Consider the following 20,179-nt stretch of genomic DNA (forward strand, 5'->3'; position numbering starts at 1 on the left):
ATTTCGTCATATTTGGAGAAACAAAGCCCGCCTTTTAAGTGCCGGCATCATGCTAAACTAAACTATATGTATATATTATCGGCAATCAAGTTCAGCATACTGCTCCGCCGGTATGTAGGAAACGACAAGGCGCATGGCTACCATGAAAAAACTTCTGATAGACAATACATTTTTCTGTGATGGAGGCTGGTAATGCAGTGATTTGTAATATAGTTAATATGGCATTTTGCCAAGACGCAATCATGTGATCAACGGGATTATTAACTCCATTTTCGCCGGCTTCGGAATCTTCATTCTGGTTACATCCTTTGTTCGCTTTAAACAGGAGAGCAGAAATAAGTTATTGGCAGGTTTGACAGATACAGCCATAGCTGTAATCAGAGTTATCGCAATAGGCTTTCTCTTCTTCTGGGCAGCCGGTCAATACGATCTTTATAAAACGGAAGATGGCTATTCTATATTAACCCGGTTTACAGGCCCGTACTGGTTTGCTTACTTACTTAACCCTTTATATTTTGGAGCACTTCCGCAGATATTGTGGGTAAAACGACTTAATATAAAACCGGTACGCGTAACTATAGCGCTGCTGCTATTATTCGCGCCTTACTTCCAAAGAATAGTGATCATAATCTCGTCACTGCACCGTGATTATGTTCCGGCAAGTTGGACAATGCTGCCCGGTTATTCGATGCTATACGACTTACTGATAACCTTGCTGATAGATCTGCTCACTTTTATAGCAATACTTTTCACCATTCATTTTGTACGGTCGCAATTACGGCGTGGTTAACACTTCTGCTGCAGGCTTTTATTAGTAAGATTATCGTTGGTGACTGTAGGTAGGATTATTTTTACTGTTTTTGCTGCCTTTATGCCTATCCAGATAAATCCAGCTACTGCCAGCAGAATCAGAATGATTAATGTTAATTGCCATAACTCTATAGTTTGCCTATCTATACAGCTATGAAATTACAGTTCCCTACCAATTTCATCACTGCGTACCTAATTCCATAAAGATGTCTCCTCACTTACGGGGCGAAAACTAACCATAGCAATTACTTGTTGTTTCCTGCAACGTTCGTTATATCACTATGGGCATTGTCGTTGCGTAGCTTACCTGTAACAATTTTGGAAAGCGAAGCAACAATGTCGTCAAATGAGTGAGGTTTTACCAGGTATGCCGCGGCACCCAATTGCATACATTGCTCAATATCCATGGGGCTGTTACTGGTGGAGTAGATGATAACCGGTATAGACTTAAGGCGCGGGTCATTCTTGATATCTTTAAGACATGCCTTTCCATCCATAGCCGGCATGTTGATATCAATAAAAATGAAATCCGGAAGAGTATCAATGCGGTCCAGCATTTCAAGCGCTTCTATGCCTGTTGTAGCGTTCACGCATTGAATGGTGGGGTCAATTGTTTCAATCACCTCGCAAAAAAAGAGGAAGTCATCAATATCGTCCTCCGCATATAGTATAGTCATAATAAAAGATATATAGCCAACAGAAGCCTAACACAATAAAAAAATGTGCCAATACTTCCTTCGATTGCAGTCATAGTGATTGCGTATAGAAATATACAATACCGTACAGTAGGTGTTTCAACAACAAAGAAAGTAATGTATTATCTGCTACGAAATTAAAGATCGTGATCCAGAAAGCTCCCGTGATCGCACTGGAAAATCAAGCACTTTTTGATTTTTTGTTACAAGCGATGTTTCCCATTTACATCGGGCAAATATTGTATCCTATACGGTGCTAGCTTGGCAACTATATTTAAGATATGGCTTCGCACGATAAGCTTGAAGGACTTGTTCAAAGTATGAATGATGGCATCCTGGTAGGATTGTATATCGTATCATCTACCGATCGCCAGTTTGTAATTACCCGCGTGAACCGCATCGATGTTGATCCACAGAACGAAGCCAATAAATTAATAGCCATCCATCAGCCCGATTATAACGGAAAAATGCTTCAGCAAAACCCGGTACATCTTACGGATATCGTAGATGTGAGAGTATATAAGCCTCAAGCTGCTGACTTTTAGCTTCCGGCTGCTGAAAGTATCTGCATGCAGTTCGTGACTTCTTCACTTCCGCATGCGTTACTCAACACTCCTTGTTCGTTATTTTAAAAAGCTTCCCATATCCCGACAGCTACTCAGGAGCAGAGTAACACAGATGGGTTATCGGTTACATGTCTTCATGAGACTTAATTTCAACCTTCGTTGACCGATGTTCCTTGTCCATTATTTTAAATTAATAGATATCCCCATTCTAACAAATAAAAAAATAATAAGTGTAAAAATGACAAATATTTCAATCGATTGCTTTACTTGCAATGCCCATTTGTTTGGGATACATCTGAATGTTTGATTAAAATAAAGTAATGATAGATTTCCGTAAATCAACTCTGGCTGTTATAGCCGGTATCGGTTTAATGTTATCGGCAGCAGCACAGCCGAAGAAGATCAGCCCCGATCTGTTCGGACTTTTTTTCGAAGACATCAACTATGCTGCCGATGGCGGTTTGTATGCAGAGCTGGTGCAAAATCGTTCGTTTGAATATAGTCCTACAGATAGGCAAGAGTGGGGGCCGTTTTCGTTTTGGGAGTATATCACGCCCGGGTTTTCGTACGGATCGATCCAGGTAGAAACCAACCATCCGGTTAATCCCAATAATCCTCATTATATAGTTTTGAATGTCGAGCACGTAGGCGATGCAGGTATAGGTATCAAAAATCCCGGGTTTGATGGAATGACGGTAAAGGCTGGCGATACTTATACATTGTCGTTTTTAGCCCGACAGTTAACTGGTGCTCCTATATCATTGTCCGTAAGCCTTCAAACTCCGAAGGGAAAAATACTCGCCGAGCAATCACTCTCCACATCGTCCAGCGATTGGAAGAAATATACTGCCAGTTTAACACCCTCTGCTGCGAGCGACAGTGCATCGCTGGTGATACTGGTTACATCAACCGGTAAGCTTGCCCTGGATGTGATCTCCTTGTTTCCGGAAAAGACTTTCAAGCGCCGTCCGAATGGTTTACGTGCTGATCTTGCACAGGCGCTGGCGGAGATTAAACCGAAATTTATTCGCTTTCCCGGAGGATGCCTTGTGCATGGCGATGGTGTCGGAAATATGTATAAATGGAAAAACACCATCGGCCCGATCGAACAGCGCATCGAACAAAAAAATATCTGGGGCTATCACCAGACAGCCGGCCTGGGATATTATGAGTATTTTCAGTTCTGTGAAGATATAGGGGCGAAGCCATTGCCTGTGTTGCCCGCTGCTGTAAGCTGCCAAAATTCCGGCGGCACCTGGCGTATTGGTAGCACCGGGCAAAAAGCTATTCCGATGGACGACATGCAAAATTATATACAGGATGTGCTCGATCTCATTGAGTGGGCGAACGGACCAGCCACTTCCGTGTGGGGAGCGAAACGCGCCGCGGCAGGACACACTGCACCTTTTAACCTGGAGTATATAGGCATAGGCAATGAAGATAAGATTACACCTGCGTTTGAAGAGCGCTTCAAAATGATATATAGTGCTGTGAAGGCAAAATATCCGCGCATTACCATTGTTGGAACGGTGGGGCCTTTTCCGGACGGAGAAGATTTTTCGAAGGGATGGGCGTTTGCAAATAACCTTTCAGTGCCTGTAGTAGATGAGCATTACTACAAAGAACCCGAATGGTTCATGGGCCATCTTGATCGCTATGATGCTTACGACCGAAGCAAGTCAAAAGTATATTTAGGTGAATATGCCTCGTGGGGCAATACGTTGAAGAATGCTTTGGCCGAGGCGGCCTATATGACATCGCTCGAACGCAATGGCGATGTTGTACACATGGCTTCGTATGCCCCGTTGCTCGCGAAGAAGAATCATACGCAATGGAAACCGGATATGATCTTTTTTGATAACAACAATATATGCCTCACGCCCAACTACTATGTGCAAAAAATGTTTTCAACCCATCAGGGCGATGTATACATCCATCGCATAGTCTCTTATAATGCCAAGGATACTACACTGGCTGCATCGTGCGTGCAGGATAATAAAACGGGCGATGTTATTTTAAAACTGGTCAATACCGGCACGCAAGCCCGGGGTATGAAAATCAACCTGGCGAATTTTAAGAGTATACAACTCACCGCAATACAAACTATATTAACCGGAGCTTCCGATGCGCAGAATACGTTGGAGAACCCACAGGCTATAGCGCCAGTGGAATCAGTAATAAAAGTCAGCAGGAAGATTGAATATACTGCACCGGCCATGTCGCTAACGGTTATCCGGATAAAAACAAGATCATAAAACAATGACGAGCATGATGCCGGGTTGCATGGCGCGTATTTTTAAAGAGCATATTTTCATGTGCGTCATGTTGCTCATGGCAACTGTACCATTGCAGGCGCAGCGGGCTCATAACCCGATCATCTTTGCCGATGTACCCGATATGTCCATGATCCGGGTAGGCCATGTATACTATATGAGCAGTACCACCATGCACCTGAGCCCTGGTGTGCCCATTATGAAATCCATGGACCTGGTGAATTGGCAACTTGTAAATTATGCTTATGATACACTTGCCAGTGCAGAAGCACTGAACCTGGCAAATGGAAAGAATGCCTACGGAGCCGGGTCATGGGCCAGCAGCCTACGGTATCACAACGGTATATATTACGTTACCACCTTCGCACAGACAACCGGCAGGACGTATATCTATACAACCCGCGATATTGAGAAAGGCCCCTGGAAAATAACCTCATTTGCACCGGCTTATCACGATCATACATTGTTCTTTGATGATGATGGGCGGGTATATCTCATCTATGGCAGTGGCAAACTAAAATTGGTGGAACTGCGGGAAGATGCATCGGGTATAAAGCCCGGTACAACGGAACAGGTAGTGATTGAGAATGCAAGCGCACCCGCCGGCACAAATACAGGCCTGCCATCAGAGGGATCGCAGCTGTTCAAAGTCAAGGGAAAGTATTACTTGTTTAACATTACCTGGCCGAAGGGAGGGATGCGCACTGTGGTTATACACCGGGCCGATAAAATTACCGGACCGTATGAAGGTCGTGTAGCCCTGCAGGATATGGGGGTAGCGCAGGGTGGACTGATTGATACTCCGGACGGAAGATGGTATGCGTATTTGTTTCGTGATTATGGTGCTGTAGGGAGAATACCGTACCTGGTGCCCGTTACCTGGCAAAACGATTGGCCTGTGTTGGGTATAAATGGAAAGGTGCCGGAGGTGCTTGATCTGCCCGCGAATAAAAGTTTACTACCCGGCATAGTGGCCTCGGATGAGTTTGATCGCAAGAAAGGAGAGCCTGCACTGCCACTGGTTTGGCAGTGGAATCATAACCCCGATAGCAAACTATGGTCTGTAACGGCACGCAAAGGGTATCTCCGCCTGGCAACCGGTCGCATCGATACACTGTTCACGCAAGCGGTAAATACATTAACACAGCGCACCATCGGCCCGGCATGTTCTGCTGTCACGGCACTGGACGTGTCGAAGATGAAAGCGGGAGATTTTGCAGGGCTTGCTTTATTACAACGCAGGTATGGATTGGCAGGAGTGAAGTATGATGGAATGAATAAATCCATGGTAATGATCAGTGCTGAAACCGAAAGGCCAGTCGAAGTACAGCGTATTCCACTTACACAAAACGTAGTATATCTAAAGGCGGTGTGCGACTTTCATGATATGAAAGACATTGCCAGGTTCTTCTATAGTATAGATGGTAAATCGTGGGCACCGATCGGAGCACCGCTTCACATGGCCTATACATTGCCACACTTTATGGGTTATCGTTTCGGCTTGTTTAATTATGCGACCCGTGAAACTGGCGGTTACGTTGATTTCGATTTTTTCAGGATCGAAAGTGAGAAGTAATATAGATATTTTTACTTGCTCCAGCTATTGTTCGCAATGTTAACATCAGGATATATACCCTGTGGGTCAATAACGACTTTGCTGATGGTGCCTTCGGAATCGGGAATAAATTTATAAACCGATCCTTGTTCCCATATCTCTACCGGTAAGTTATAAAGTTCTTTCTTCCCGGTTTCGAACTGAATTTCAATCTGTAGCGGCATGGCTGCTTTATCCATGTTCTCGATCACTACAATTGCTTTTCCATTTTTCCCTGTAGAAGGATTGATCACGTTAGCGATGCGCTGATCCAACCTGTAATTTTCGAGAAACATGGATTTCCAGAACCAGTATAAATCCTCACCGGTCGAGTTATTCATGCTGTTAAAAAAATCCCACGGAGAAGGATGTTTGTAAGCCCAGTGGCTGATATAGTTTCGAAACGCAGCGTCAAACTGCTCTTTGCCTACGATGTGCTCTCTCAGCAACGCCAGCAGGTAAGCCACTTTTTGATATTGAACGGTGTATACTTCGTTTCCCGCAATGGCATCGGGGCGAGTCATGACAGGAGGGAGAGAGTCTGCAAAAAGTGCTGCAACCGGTATATCTATTTCATGATAGCCTTTAAACTCACCTCCGTTAAATTCGCGGGTTGCTATATTATCCATAAAGGCATTCAGGCCTTCATCCATCCAGGCGTATCGGCGTTCATTGCTGCCCACAATCATTGGAAACCAGGTGTGCCCTAATTCATGGTTTACAACCGCCCAGTACATATTTCCTTTGTCTTTGGCAGAACAGAAAACCAGGGCCGGGTATTCCATTCCGTCCAGGTTCGATGCAACGTTTACCGCCTTCGTATACGGATATTCATACCATTTGCCCGAGAAATGCTGCAAAGTAAATTTGATATACTCTCCCGATCGGTCCCAGCTTTCAGTGAGCTTCGATTCAACCGGGTATAGCGAACTTCCCCATACCTTTTTACCGCCCGGCAACGTAATTCCAATACCCTCCCAAACAAAAGCTTTAGAGGCAGTCCATGCAAAATCCCGGGCATTGGTTAACCGGAATTTCCAGGTGCAATCAGGTTTGGAAGGCCTCGAGGCAGGATCCGTAACTTCTTCTGCTCTCCGGATATATACTTTTTTGTCAGATGATCTGACGTTCTTCCAGCGTTCGAGTTGCGCGGGTGTTAATACATCTTCCGGATTGAGAAGGTCTCCCGATGCTTCTACAATATAGGCAGAGGGAAGTGTGATGTTTACATCGAAGTTTCCATATTCCAGGTAAAACTCTCCGTTACCCAGGTATGGCAGCGTATTCCAGCCACTCACATCATCGAGCACACACAAACGCGGATACCACTGTGCTACAGAATATATATCGCCATTTCGGGTGGCCAGTATATCGGTGCGATTTACATTGAAATCGGCATTCCGGAAGTTATGCGGAAATTTATAGCTGTATTTTATCTGGAAAGAAAGTTGTTGGCCCGATGCCAGCGGAGTATAAAGATCCACCCGCATACGGGTATCATGCACAGTATATACCGCCTCTTTTGAGGCTGTCTTTGAATCCTGGAACGTTATAGCCTCAATGGTAAAGCCACCGGCAGGTGTGGCGGTCGATGCACTATTCGTAAGAAATAACTGGCTGTCCAGCCCCTTCGAATGCTTTCTGTATACATTTTGATCCAACTGTAACCATAGAAACGAAAGTGACTGCGGACTGTTATTCGTATAGGTTATGGTTTCAGTGCCGGTAATCACTTCAGTTTTATCATTCAATACAACATCGATTTTATAATCGGCGCGGTTTTGCCAGTAGGCCGGTCCTGGTTCACCCGTGGCAGTGCGATAGGGATTCCCGGTTGGTAATCCGGGTAAGGCTGGAAACAGATCGGAAGCTATATACGCCGATTTTTCGTGATGCTGAGATTGAACAGAAAAGGTATTGAAAAAGAGAACGAAGCTCAGCCCTATAAGAATACGATTCATATATATTTATTGATGCAGGTAAATTATACCCTTATGCCAAGATAATTTAAAAAAGCCTCATTGCCCTGTTTTTTTCATAATTCCATCCCATAGTTGTGGATAAATATTCCGATGGCAGCGATCATGACATGATCAGCCGCCGCAGGGTTCGTCCAGACAGCAGGTTCAACACGTAGTGATTGTTCAGATTTGGAATGAACTACCTAGGGAAAAGTTCACGACTTGTTGCGACAAATAAATCAGCATCAGGCTGCTGTACACTCAGAATAGGAAATTTCCTGATGCCTAATCCGTTTTTTCCTGATGCCCTGATGTACGGTAATTATTGACCTTGCGAAAAAATTGGCGGCATTGGTAATTGACATTGCATCATTTCAGACGTACAGTGGCAATTCTTACTCTGCAGGGGCATCATAAAAGTAAGGTATGGTTTGTAAGAAGGCATCCGGTATCATAATTCTTATAGTATGTCTGCTCTTCCATGCGGAGGCACAGCGATCCATCAGGTTTAAAACCATAAAGCTTGAAGACAACCACATCCGGTGTATACTTCAGGATAAGCGCGGGTTTATGTGGTTTGGTACCTTTGATGGCCTCACCAAGTACGATGGCAACAAACTCGTTGTCTATAAAAATATACCGGGCGACTCCACCAGTATCAATGGAAACTGGATCACCGATGTACTCGAAGATCACAATGGTTTTTTATGGGTAGCTACCTATAACGGATTGAGCCGATATGACCGTAGCGATGATTCATTTATGCAGATCAAGGCGGGCAGCCGTCCTTACGCTATACCCAGCAATAATGTAGAAGATATATTTGAAGACCGTGCCGGTAACTTGTGGATAGGTACTGATCAGGGCTTGTGCAAACTCGACAGAAGCAGAACGAAAATAACATACTACACGCACCGGGAAAATAATGCCACAAGCCTTGTCTCCAACGAAATACTGGCCATCCAGGAAGATGCCCGGGGCAATCTGTGGATTGGCACTGCCAAAGGACTCGACATGCTGGATGTATCCGGTACTATATTTACACACTATCAACCCCATGCGTCTGCCGAATCGCTGAGTGCCGAATTTGTGCGCGATCTTTTCCTGGATCGCGATGGCGACTTGTGGATCGCCACCAAGGGCGGAGGTATATGCCGGCTTAATACCAGTACCCATGCCATTCAACAATATCATCATGAACCAGGCAATAAATATAGTCTGAGTAATAATGAAACGATGATCGTAAACCAGGATGCCGATGGACGCATCTGGATCGGAACAGAAAATGGCGGTTTATGTATACTCGATAAACAGACGGGTATGGTTGCCACCTATGGCAATGGTAACGATAGAAGCGGTTTGATACAAAATTCGGTTCACGCTATCTATCGCGACCGCTCTAAAAATATGTGGGTGGGTACCGCCAGTGCAGGCGTTAATTTCCTGGACTGGAACCAGAAGAAATTTATACACTATGCATTTGATGCAAATGACGGACAGAGTTTGAGCGATAACGATGTTCGCGGCTTTGCAGAAGATAATGAAGGGAAGATATGGATTGCTACAGATGGTGGCGGTATAAATGTTTTCGATCCGGAGAAGCACACGTTTCGTCATTATAGAAAAGAAGCAAATAGGAACAGCCTGAGTGGCGACTATGCAACGTGTATAGCGCTGGACAAAGACCAGAATATATGGGCGGGTACCTGGGCCGGTGGTTTAAATTTTTTCGATCGTGCACGGCAGCAGTTCACACACTATAAAAATATACCGGGCGATTCCAGCAGCCTCCTGGTAAATGAAGTGTTCGGAGTTATCAATGATCATGATAATAACATTTGGGTTTCGTTGTATGCAGGCGGTATCAACAGGATCGACCGAAAGGCAAATCGTGTAACGCGCTATTTTCATCGTGAAGGAAGTGCCAACGGGTTAAGCAGCAACCGCGTGTTTCTCACATTCGAAGATAGCAACCATATACTCTGGATCGGTACAGAGCTTAGCGGTATAGATTGTTACAATCCCCAAACAAATGTATTTACACATTATATGCACGATGAGCATGACTCGCTCAGCATCAGCAACAATACCATCCAGGATATTTTTGAAGACAGCAAAGGCAATATCTGGATATGTACGATCAATGGATTGAATCGTTTTGACAGGAAAACCGGGCATTTTATTGCATATCAGTTAAAGGATGGATTGCCCAGTAATGCTACCATGAGTATTGAAGAAGATGTACGTGGCAATTTGTGGATTGCCACCAATAAAGGATTGAGCCGGTTTGATCCGGTTAACAGGAAATTTAAAAATTATACAGTAACCGATGGACTGCAGGGAAACTCGTTCGGGTATAACAGTTCCCTGAAGACAAGAGCCGGCCTGCTATATTTTGGTGGCAACAATGGATTCAATGTATTTAATCCCGACAGTATACTGGATAACCCGGTTATACCACCGGTGGTAATAACCGACTTTCAGCTTTTTAATAAATCAGTTTCACATCATAGAAATTCGATTCTCAAAGCACACATTGGCGAGACAAAGCAAATCAGGCTTTCGTACGATCAGTCGGTTTTTTCGTTTGAATTTGCAGCCTTGAACTTTACGTCTCCTGAAAACAACCAATATGCATACCGCCTCACGGGGTTCGACAAAGATTGGAACTATGTAGGGAACAAGCACGATGCTACCTATACAAACCTTGATCCGGGCGAATATACATTTGAGGTGAAGGCATCGAACAACGATGGTATCTGGAACGAAGAAGGTGCTGCTATTCGTATCGTGATAACACCACCTTTCTGGTTAACGCTTTGGTTTCGTGCCACGGTTGGGCTGATCCTGGTGGGGAGTTCCTTTACATTTTACCGTGTTCGTATCAACTCGGTTAAAAAGCAAAAAGATATACTGGAAGGCCTGGTAGTTGAGCGTACAGCAGAAGTGGTAGGGCAGAAGGAGCAGCTTGAAGCACAGGCTGAATTTCTGAAGACGATCAATGCAGAACTTACGGAGCAGAAAGCTGAATCTGAACAGGCGCGCAAGGAAGCAGAAGAAGCCACCCGGGCCAAGAGTATATTTCTGGCAACCATGAGCCATGAGATACGAACGCCAATGAACGGCGTTATTGGTATGGCCTCACTACTGGCAGAAACTCCGCTTACGGCCGAGCAGTTCGAGTATACCGAAACAATCCGCAGCTGTGGCGATAACCTGTTAACCGTTATAAACGATATACTGGATTTCTCCAAGATCGAATCCGGCAAAATGGAGCTTGAGCAAATATCATTCGATCTGCGCTCGTGCGTAGAAGGCGTGCTGGATGTATTTGCCGGAAAAGCTGCCAAGATAGGACTTGATCTTATATATCAGATCGAACCCAACGTGCCGAACAAAATTATAGGCGACAGTGTACGCCTGCGGCAGGTGCTGATGAACCTGGTTTCGAACGCTATAAAATTTACCAGTGAAGGAGAAATCTTTATTAATATTGCTGTAACCAGAGATATACCGGTACAGAACAATCAACTGGGCCTGACGTTCTCGGTGCGGGATACAGGCATTGGTATACCTGAAGACAAGCAGCATTTGTTGTTCAAGTCGTTTGCCCAGGTAGATTCCTCTACTACGCGCAAGTATGGCGGCACCGGTCTCGGTCTTGCTATATCTGAAAAACTGGTGCAGTTAATGGGAGGGAATATAGCGCTTTCCAGCAAACCGGGTGTGGGCTCCGTTTTTACCTTTACCATCGCTACAACGTCAGCGGATGAGCCATTCCAGAAATACGTTTACCTGAACCAGAACGATTGTATAGGCAAGCAAGTGTTGGTGGTAGATGATAATGAAACCAACCGGTTAATCCTGAAAACACAACTGGAGCAATGGAAGCTCGTGCCGGTGGTGGCAGACTCGGCTGCACAGGCGCTGGAGATCATGCAGCTGAATTCGCAGATAGATGCGATCATTACCGACTACAATATGCCGGTAATGGACGGTGTAGAGTTTACGAAGATTATAAAACGTACACATCCTAAATTGCCCGTGTTGCTCCTTTCTTCCCTGGGCACAGAAAAGACCGGTGAGCTATCGGAATTATTTTATCATATACTCACCAAACCGGTGCATCAGAAGCAATTGAATGAAATTATATTCCAGGCATTGCGGCACGAGCGTAAAGTGCAACCACGGGCCATGCAGGGCGAGAAGCTGCTTTCGGATGACTTTGCGAAAACAAATCCGCTCACCATTCTGGTTGCTGACGACAATCTGGTAAATCAGAAACTGGCACTGCGAATATTGAACAAACTTGGCTACTCGCCCAAAGTGGTTAGCAACGGTGTTGAGGTTTTGAATGAGTTGCGTGTAAACAAATACGATGTGATTCTCATGGATGTGCAGATGCCCGAAATGGATGGCCTTGAAGCAACACGAATACTCCGGCAGGAATTACAATGCGAATCATTTATTGTGGCCATGACCGCCAACATGATGCAAGGCGATAAAGAGCAATGTATAGATGTAGGCATGGACGATTACCTGAGCAAGCCCATGCACCTGGAAGACCTGCTGAAGACGCTGGAGAAAGCTACCGCGCATTCGTACAAATAGCATAAACGATTCACGCAACCAATCGACCTGGTGATATGCCTATCGCCCCGGATTGTAAAAATGTCTAAATACCGGAAAAATCCGGTATAGTATATATCCGAAAAAATGTTATGGAAACCTTATTCTGGCCGGTACACAAGAAGCCGGTCAGAGAATTATTAACCGCCGGTAGCATCGGTGCTTAAATGTGACTGCTCTTTTCTTTATTACTGTGTACTTCGCGTAAAATATTACAGGTAATACCAGCGTAGCTTATATTGGTTTCTGTATACCGTATATAATGGTATTTATTTTTTGTGCTGCATATTCCATTACGTCCTTATTCCACGCCTAACAGCTTCTGTTAATCGATAGATGGTGATTTTTTTTCGATAGAACATCGAAATTTGTGCGCTGGTATAATCCGCTGACGCATCTTAGGAGATCGCTGGTATACCGCATTATGACGGAGTATAATTTTTAAGATGTCATTATATATATAGTATAAAAATTAAGCATGTTGTGTAGAGTTGATTGATTTTTATATACTTTTGCTGCCTCGCAAGGCAAGAGAAGTTGGGGGTATTATTTTGTTTTTATAATTCAAATCGATTAGCCAATGGGTTGTTAGGTTTATTTGGCAAACGTATCCATGATTATAATCTGTGAAAGTATACTCAGTCGGGTAAAGCGATGTGTATCAGAATAGTTAGACCAATGTTAGACAACCATCATCTTTAGATTCCAACTCAGGCCGGGTAGGCTACCCGTTGCTTAAAAGCTATCAACCTACTTACTAATACAGACTACACATCGATACATGGGTTTATTTTACTCAGGATTATTCAGAAGCGTTCGCCATTTAAAACTTGTTTTGTTGTTGACAATTTCAGGTTATGCCTATTGTTCACCCTATTTTACTGACAAGGATTCGACAAGTGTAAGATCAGGGGAAGAAGACAAAGCTGAGCTGCTCCGGGCCTTCCCCCAGCTTGGCTATTTATCTGAAAATTTTCTCTTACCCCAACAAACCAGTGAACTTACACAAGAATACCTGAACAGTTATGTTGGCCAGAGTAAAGATGTAGCGTCTCTAAAGGCAACTGCCAAAGATGCTTTCGATAAACTTGAAGCGCTGGGAAATTATGTAAGTGAATTAAGACCGGATGGATTGTTTGAATTACCGGTAGGTATAAAAAAAGTTGTTAACAGCACTACGGTTACGATAGCCGTTAGCCAGGTTAAATTTGGCGCTGACTATGCTGAGCTAACAGCCTTTGCAAAGATTGAAATACCGCAAGAACCGAAAGAATTATTCTTTGGGCTTGAAGGTATAAAGCTTACCTACCAGGGAGGGATTGTTGGAGATGCTAAACTGGTGTTGCTGGGCGATTTGCCGATACGCATTAACGGCGGTTCGAGTGCCTTGATATTAAAAGGCGGAAACAACATAAAACAGCCTGCGTCTGCCAGTTCGCAAACCTATCTCGCATTCGACTGTAATGGCTTTAAGGAATTGGGAATATCGGCCGATGTTGAATTTCCCAGAAGTTTACTGATACCGGTAGATGCAAATGGCAAACCGTATGAAAGCCCGGATAAAAGAGTTAAAGGATCTTTTTCAACCATAGTAGCCGACTGGAGCGATATACTGATTGAGTTAAGTCTTCCTGATTTTGAGATACCCGAACTGAGCGGTGTCATTTTTAATGTCAATACTGCCGTGTTGGATCTTAGCGATCTGCGCAACAGCCCCTCAATAGTATACCCGCGCAATTATGAAACAAACTACATGGTGCCCAACAGCCCTGAACTGTGGCGTGGTGTATACGCAAAAAATATAAGTATAACATTACCTTCCCAGTTCAAGGATAAATCGGATACAAACAAAAGGATTTCCTTTACCGGCTTTAATATGCTTATCGACAACAATGGATTGTCGGGTACTTTTGTGGGAAAGAATATTCTTCCTATATCTAAAGGCACCGCATCAGGTTGGAAGTTTTCAGTGGATCAGATCAGTATATCGCTTGAAGCGAATAATCTTACCGAAGCTTCCTTTAATGGGTTGATCGGTCTCCCGGTTGCCGAGAAAGATACATTTGCCTACGAGGGCATTATGATGCCCGATAAATATCTCCTTAATGTCAAAACAGTTAACAAGTTCAGGTTTACCGTCTGGAATGCCGAAGTAGAGATTGATCCGAACTCGTATGTTCAGTTGCAGGTGGTTGATGACAAGTTTGAACCCGAAGCCATGTTGCACGGACGCATGGGCTTGAAGCTCTCAAAAGATGAAAATGGAAAGTCGTTGGGTGAATTTAAAGGTATAGAATTCAAGTCTCTTCACCTGATGACAGAAAGCCCTTACCTGGAAGTGGAGTACTTTGGCTATAAAGGCGAGGTAAAATTTGCAGACTTCCCGGTGTCGTTAGACGATATAGCGGTTACTGCCATGAATGGCAAAGCAAAGCTTGGCTTCACGATCAAGCTCAACCTGATGGAAGCTCAATTCGGAGGAAGTGCCCGCGTGGAAGTGAAGGGCGTTCTTAAAAAAGAAGACAATGGCGATCAGTCCTGGAAGTATGACGGTATAAATATTGGCGCAATCTCTATCAACGCAACGATAAGCGGTTGTTTAAAGATAGCCGGCACGATTGTAATGATGGATGACGACCCGGTATATGGCAATGGTATAGCCGGAAAACTGGATGCCACCTTTATCCCCATTAAAGTAGATGTAAAAGCGCGAGCCATTTTTGGAGCCAGGGATTTTCGCTACTGGCTTGTAGACGGATCGGTGTCGTATGGCGATGGTATTCCGGTTGTGGGGCCGTTTCGTATTCACGGATTTGGCGGTGGTGCGTTTTACCGCATGAAAAAGACAACGGATTCCAAAGGGCTTACGGCTATAGGACTGGATTACGTTCCGGATGCAAACACTTATTTTGGTATTAAGGCAGCCGTTTTGTTCAATGTGTTTACCCGCAGCGTTGTAGACGGTGAAGCTTCTTTTGAGATCGGGTTTAATAAAAACATGGGGCTTAGCTATATCGGCTTTTATGGCGATGCCCGCTTTGTAGGGAAGATACCCGGCACCGAAAATATAGGGGAGTATGTAGAGCAACTGCAGAAGACCTATACTGAGTATGAAAATGCGTATGTAAAGGATAATCCTTTACTGGCAAAAGCATTGGAGAATATGAAGGTAAATGAACCCTCCAAAGCAGCCGAAACACTTATGGGCGATGTAAAGAAGCTGGGACAGGATGGAACCATTTCGGCACATGTTGGCATCATGATGGATTTTACATCGCAAACATTTCACTCAACATTCGATGTATATGTTAATGTAGCCGGAGGTTTATTGCGTGGTGTGGGCAATGGAAACAGAGCAGGATGGTCTGTTATGCACATCGCACCCGGTGAATATTACCTGTATATGGGAACACCGGTAGACCCGATCGGTATTCAGTTTGGTATAGGAAGCTTCAGTACCAAGACCCTCGGTTATTTTATGACAGGAAGCAAAGTACTGGACTCACCGCCTCCGCCACAGGCCGTTGCCGATATTCTCGGTATAGAACTGCAGAAGCTTGACTATATGCGCGACCTGAATGCACTGAGCGATGGCCGCGGCATTGCATTCGGTACAAGCTTCGCCATCGAAACCGGCGACATCAACATTGCTATACTATATGCCAACTTCAGGGCCGGGGCCGGTTTTGATGTGATGCTGCGCGACTATGGAGATGCGCATTGTGAAGGAAGCAGTGAACCCATCGGGATAGGCGGATGGTATTCTACCGGGCAGGCGTATGCATACCTTCAGGGAGAAGTGGGTGTTTCCATCAGGCTGTTTGGTTTTAAAAAGAAGTTCTCTGTGTTAAAAGGAAGCTCGGCAGTTTTACTGCAATCAAAATTACCCAGCCCAACCGTGTTGAAAGGTTATTTAGCGGTTAAGGTTGATGTGCTGGGCGGATTGGTGAGTGGCAATTTCCGGTTAAAGATTGAGTTTGGTAATGATTGCCATATAGTAAATGATTCTGGTAGTCCGCTGGTGCTGAATGTTATCTCAGACATGAAACCAATTGACCAGTCAAAAAGTATAGATGTGTTTGCCGCGCCCCAGGTTGCCTTTAACATGCGCATGGAGCAACCTTTCTCTGTAGATGACGACAACGGAACCAAAACCTACCGCGTCCGCCTTGAGGAATTTACAGTTACCGACAACGGGCAGGTTGTGCCGGGTAAAATAGTATGGAACAGCACGCACGACATTGCTACTTATTACTCTACGGAAGTTTTACCCCCGCAGAAAACACTCAAGGCTTCCGTGCGCGTGAGCTTCGAAATTCAGCAAGGGCAAACATGGCAACCAGTTTTAGATCAGGGTAAAAAAGCAGAGGAGATAAAAGAAGTATCCTTTACAACGGGAACGGCACCCGAGAATATACCGCTATCAAATATAGAATATGCATACCCGGTCGTAGAGCAGCATAACTATTACAGAGATGAGAGTACATCCGGATATATTCAGCTAAAACGCGGACAGTCTTATTTGTTTTCACCCGAGTGGAAATATGAGATCCGTATCGGAAGACCGGATAAAACTTCATTCAATCAATCGATACAGTATAATACATCCGAAAGACGTATAGACTTTACGCTCAATCAGCTCGATCTTTCATCCACTTATTATATCGGTCTTATCGCGATGCCCGCCAATACAGCGGCAGCCACGGCAACACCGGCGGTGGTGGAACAATCGATTAAAACAGAGGGTGCCGAACTTACCGTGAAGAACAACCAGGCAGGCGATGTACTGCAGGTAGGATTGGGTAAAAGTCTGGTGGATTATTCTTTTAGCACCAGCAAACATGCATTATTTGCTGATAAGATAAACAAGCTGAGCATTCAGGATCCGTTTGTTGGCAAGGTGTCTTCCGATGTAATCAATCTACAACCCTTGATGAAATCTTATGAGCCGTTTGATATACAGGAACTGACAGGAACGGTTTATACAAACGAAGAACCGCTTGTTATGGCGGCCGCGATAGCAGATGATCCCTACTACAAGGAAGATATCTATACTCATATTTATCGGGATTATCCGATAGCCAACCGAATTACACTCACGAATCGCGACACTACAGAACTAGGGCTATATCCTTCGCGTGCTTTGCCACTGATGTCGCTTTATGTGGATCAGGCAGGCAGTGAAAGTGCTGGTGCCCTGCTAAGCACCCGTATGCCTTATATATATGACTTGCCCAGAATATACTACCAGGATTTTAGAGATCTGCAGGCACAGGTAGTAAACAGGTTTCTGGGTACGCCACAGCAAAGCCAATACGCCTATATCATCATGGAATCTTTTCCTTTTATGCGCTATGGTACTTACAAGGTTAATTTTCAATATGTAATGCCGGGTGGTAAAAAAGGTTCTTCGGCTGTGTTCTCTTACTTTAATCCGATCCGGTAACATGAAAAGCGTTTGTAAAAGTATTCTGTTACTCGCTATATATTTCTTCTGCATGCACGCGCATGCGCAACACGCTACGGCTATTCGTGCCGTGGCACGGGCACAGCAAAAGCAAATTCTGATCCGCTGGGGAGCCAGCAATGCACAAGCCTGGAGAGCATTGAACAAATATGGTTTTTCAGTTTCACGCTTTACGGTTATCCGTGATAAAAGCATGCTGGCTAAACCTGAGCGAAAAGACATAGGAGTATTTAAGCCTAAAGCATTAGCCTTGTGGGAAACCCTGGTGAACCAGGATGAAAATGCCGCCATTATAGCACAAGCGTTATATGGCGATAGTTTTGATGTATCCGGTAAAGATGATCAGGGCATTTTATCAACCGTAAACAAAGCACAGGAAGCAGAACAGCGTTTTGCGCTTTCGCTATATGCTGCCGACCGGAGTTTTGAAGCTGCACTATTTGCAGGGTGGGGGCTCGTTGACGCAGACGTAAAGCAAAACGAGAAATATTTATACCGCATAAAATCATTAGTGCCGGCTAATGTTTTATTCATCGATTCAACCGCAGTGTTCATCAGCCCTGCCGATTTTAAGCCACTACCAGCGGTTACAGATATAGCCGCTTTCTTTGGCGACAAAGCTGCTACACTTAGCTGGGACTACAACGGGTTGAAAGATTATTACAACGCTTATTTCATTGAGCGTTCCTCTGACGGGACAAATTTTTACAGGGTTACCGAAAGACCGGTTACAAAAATAAGTGAACAGGGTAATAAGCGAGCTGCGGCACGTGTGCACTATGTTGACACACTGGGTATGAACAATGTTAAATATTATTACCGGGTGCGCGGTGTTACAACCTTTGGCGAAGTAGGGCCGCCATCGGAAGCTGTCTCCGGTATAGGGAAGAAAATGCTAACCTATGTTCCGCACATTATACGTTCCGTGGTTGACGAAACCGGTAGCCTTCTTATTGAATGGGAATTTGATGACGCTGGAAATTCTCTTATTAAAAGTTTTACATTGAATCAATCACAGACGGAGCAGGGGCCTTACTTTCCGGTGATTGAAAATATAGGTGCAACAAAGCGATCCTTGCGTTACGATAAGTTATTTCCTGCCAATTACTTTACCATTACAGCTGTTGCGATCGATGGAGAGTCGCGTACTTCCATGCCGGTATTGGTGCAGCCATTGGATAGTATACCGCCACAGGCGCCTGCCGGTGTAAAAGTAAAAATTGATTCATCGGGTGTCGCCATTATATCGTGGACACCTAATACCGAAAAAGACTTGCATGGCTATAAAGTGTTCAGAATGTATTCGAGAAATTCTGAGCTTACTCCATTAACCGATTCTATATTCTTGGGTACATCTTTCGTTGATACGGTGAGCATGCGCCTCACCAATCGCAAAGTTTTCTATGCGGTAACGGCATTGGACAAGCGCTATAATCAATCGAAATTTTCTACGCTCATCACGGCTATCAAACCGGATGTTGTGCCGCCTACATCACCCGTCTTTACGAAATACGAATTGTTCGATTACCAGGTGAAATTATCGTGGGCTGATTCACATGATGAAGATGTGGCCTCGCATTCATTATTCAGAAAAGCCGATACTGAAAAAGATTGGCGACTCGTAGCAAAATTCAATGCGAGCACGCCCGGTAAATATACAGATGTAGCAGTTCAGAGAGGCCATCTCTATACCTATACATTAGTCAGCAAAGATTCAAGCGGCCTGGAATCATTGCCAGCCACCCCGGTAAGTATAAAGGTAGCAGGTGATCCGGACGACATCACCGTAAATATGTTTAATGCCTATGTAGATCGCGATAAGCATTACATCGAGTTATTCTGGAAGGATGGCTTGAACAACGTAGAAGAGTATCAGCTCTACAGGCAAAAGAAAGGCGAGCCGGTTACGCTGTGGCGAATAATGAAGCAAGATGAAAGGCGCACAGTAGACGAGGCGCTCGCGGTCAATACAGAATATACATACGGCATACGGGTGGTAACAAAGGCCGGACAGATGAGCCGTATGAAATGGGTTGTGGTAAAATATTAATGATTCGATCCTGATGAGATTTATGAAAAGGTTAGTTCAAGTCATGCTTTTCCTGGTAGCCTCACATGCCGTGGCACAAGCCGATTTTGCGAATGGCTATGTAATTACAGTGTCAGGGTATTTGGCTCCGGACA

10 protein-coding genes are annotated in these 20,179 nt (G+C 44.5%); 8 read left to right on the plus strand and 2 right to left on the minus strand.

The window, feature by feature from the left end; genetic code table 11:
* Together V7Q33_RS10560 and V7Q33_RS10565 are read left to right on the plus strand one after the other, a co-directional pair.
* Window positions 1–180: hypothetical protein (locus V7Q33_RS10560; RefSeq protein WP_333819806.1), on the plus strand; the 180-nt coding region annotated here is incomplete at its 5' end.
* A gap of 46 nt (window positions 181–226) precedes the next feature.
* Window positions 227–790, plus strand: coding sequence for a hypothetical protein (locus V7Q33_RS10565; RefSeq protein ID WP_333819807.1), 564 nt, complete (start codon window positions 227–229; stop codon window positions 788–790).
* Window positions 791–1,055: 265 nt separating this feature from the next.
* Here V7Q33_RS10565 and V7Q33_RS10570 read toward each other — a convergent pair whose 3' ends face one another.
* Window positions 1,056–1,487 (minus strand): response regulator, encoded by a 432-nt coding sequence (locus V7Q33_RS10570; protein ID WP_331983163.1) that lies wholly within the window; start codon window positions 1,485–1,487, stop codon window positions 1,056–1,058.
* 299 nt (window positions 1,488–1,786) lie between these two features.
* Here V7Q33_RS10570 and V7Q33_RS10575 point away from each other — a divergent pair, with 299 nt between their 5' ends.
* The 3 genes from V7Q33_RS10575 (at window position 1,787) to V7Q33_RS10585 (ending at window position 5,920) form a co-directional block, all read left to right on the plus strand.
* Complete coding sequence (locus V7Q33_RS10575; RefSeq protein ID WP_331983165.1) at window positions 1,787–2,050, plus strand: hypothetical protein; 264 nt, start codon at window positions 1,787–1,789, stop codon at window positions 2,048–2,050.
* Window positions 2,051–2,391: 341 nt separating this feature from the next.
* A complete protein-coding gene (locus V7Q33_RS10580; RefSeq protein WP_333819808.1) occupies window positions 2,392–4,326 on the plus strand; it encodes an alpha-L-arabinofuranosidase C-terminal domain-containing protein in 1,935 nt (644 codons plus the stop codon).
* A gap of 58 nt (window positions 4,327–4,384) precedes the next feature.
* The gene (locus V7Q33_RS10585; protein WP_333819821.1) at window positions 4,385–5,920 is read left to right on the plus strand and encodes a glycoside hydrolase family 43 protein; all 1,536 of its coding nucleotides are present in this window, start codon (window positions 4,385–4,387) and stop codon (window positions 5,918–5,920) included.
* A gap of 11 nt (window positions 5,921–5,931) precedes the next feature.
* On the opposite strand, the gene V7Q33_RS10590 is transcribed toward V7Q33_RS10585, so the two are convergent.
* Window positions 5,932–7,899, minus strand: coding sequence for a M1 family metallopeptidase (locus V7Q33_RS10590; RefSeq protein WP_333819809.1), 1,968 nt, complete (start codon window positions 7,897–7,899; stop codon window positions 5,932–5,934).
* A gap of 426 nt (window positions 7,900–8,325) precedes the next feature.
* Here V7Q33_RS10590 and V7Q33_RS10595 point away from each other — a divergent pair, with 426 nt between their 5' ends.
* The 3 genes from V7Q33_RS10595 to V7Q33_RS10605 all read left to right on the plus strand — a co-directional run bounded on the left by V7Q33_RS10595 (window position 8,326) and on the right by V7Q33_RS10605 (window position 20,045).
* Window positions 8,326–12,510: a two-component regulator propeller domain-containing protein gene (locus V7Q33_RS10595; RefSeq protein WP_333819810.1), complete on the plus strand. Its 4,185-nt coding sequence runs from the start codon at window positions 8,326–8,328 to the stop codon at window positions 12,508–12,510.
* Window positions 12,511–13,366: 856 nt separating this feature from the next.
* Window positions 13,367–17,974: a hypothetical protein gene (locus V7Q33_RS10600; protein WP_333819811.1), complete on the plus strand. Its 4,608-nt coding sequence runs from the start codon at window positions 13,367–13,369 to the stop codon at window positions 17,972–17,974.
* Between the two features lies 1 nt (window position 17,975).
* Window positions 17,976–20,045, plus strand: coding sequence for a fibronectin type III domain-containing protein (locus tag V7Q33_RS10605; RefSeq protein WP_333819812.1), 2,070 nt, complete (start codon window positions 17,976–17,978; stop codon window positions 20,043–20,045).
* Window positions 20,046–20,179 lie beyond the last annotated feature (134 nt).

This window comes from Ohtaekwangia sp. (assembly GCF_036786105.1).
Classification (GTDB): domain Bacteria; phylum Bacteroidota; class Bacteroidia; order Cytophagales; family Cyclobacteriaceae; genus Ohtaekwangia.

Bases quoted from the DNA above. Each gene is read 5' to 3' on its own strand.
- V7Q33_RS10585 (WP_333819821.1), top strand. From the start codon at position 4,385: ATGTGCGTCATGTTGCTCATGGCAACTGTACCATTGCAGGCGCAGCGG.
- V7Q33_RS10605 (WP_333819812.1), top strand. From the start codon at position 17,976: ATGAAAAGCGTTTGTAAAAGTATTCTGTTACTCGCTATATATTTCTTC.
- V7Q33_RS10595 (WP_333819810.1), top strand. From the start codon at position 8,326: ATGGTTTGTAAGAAGGCATCCGGTATCATAATTCTTATAGTATGTCTG.
- V7Q33_RS10580 (WP_333819808.1), top strand. From the start codon at position 2,392: ATGATAGATTTCCGTAAATCAACTCTGGCTGTTATAGCCGGTATCGGT.
- V7Q33_RS10570 (WP_331983163.1), bottom strand. From the start codon at position 1,487: ATGACTATACTATATGCGGAGGACGATATTGATGACTTCCTCTTTTTT.
- V7Q33_RS10590 (WP_333819809.1), bottom strand. From the start codon at position 7,899: ATGAATCGTATTCTTATAGGGCTGAGCTTCGTTCTCTTTTTCAATACC.
- V7Q33_RS10575 (WP_331983165.1), top strand. From the start codon at position 1,787: ATGGCTTCGCACGATAAGCTTGAAGGACTTGTTCAAAGTATGAATGAT.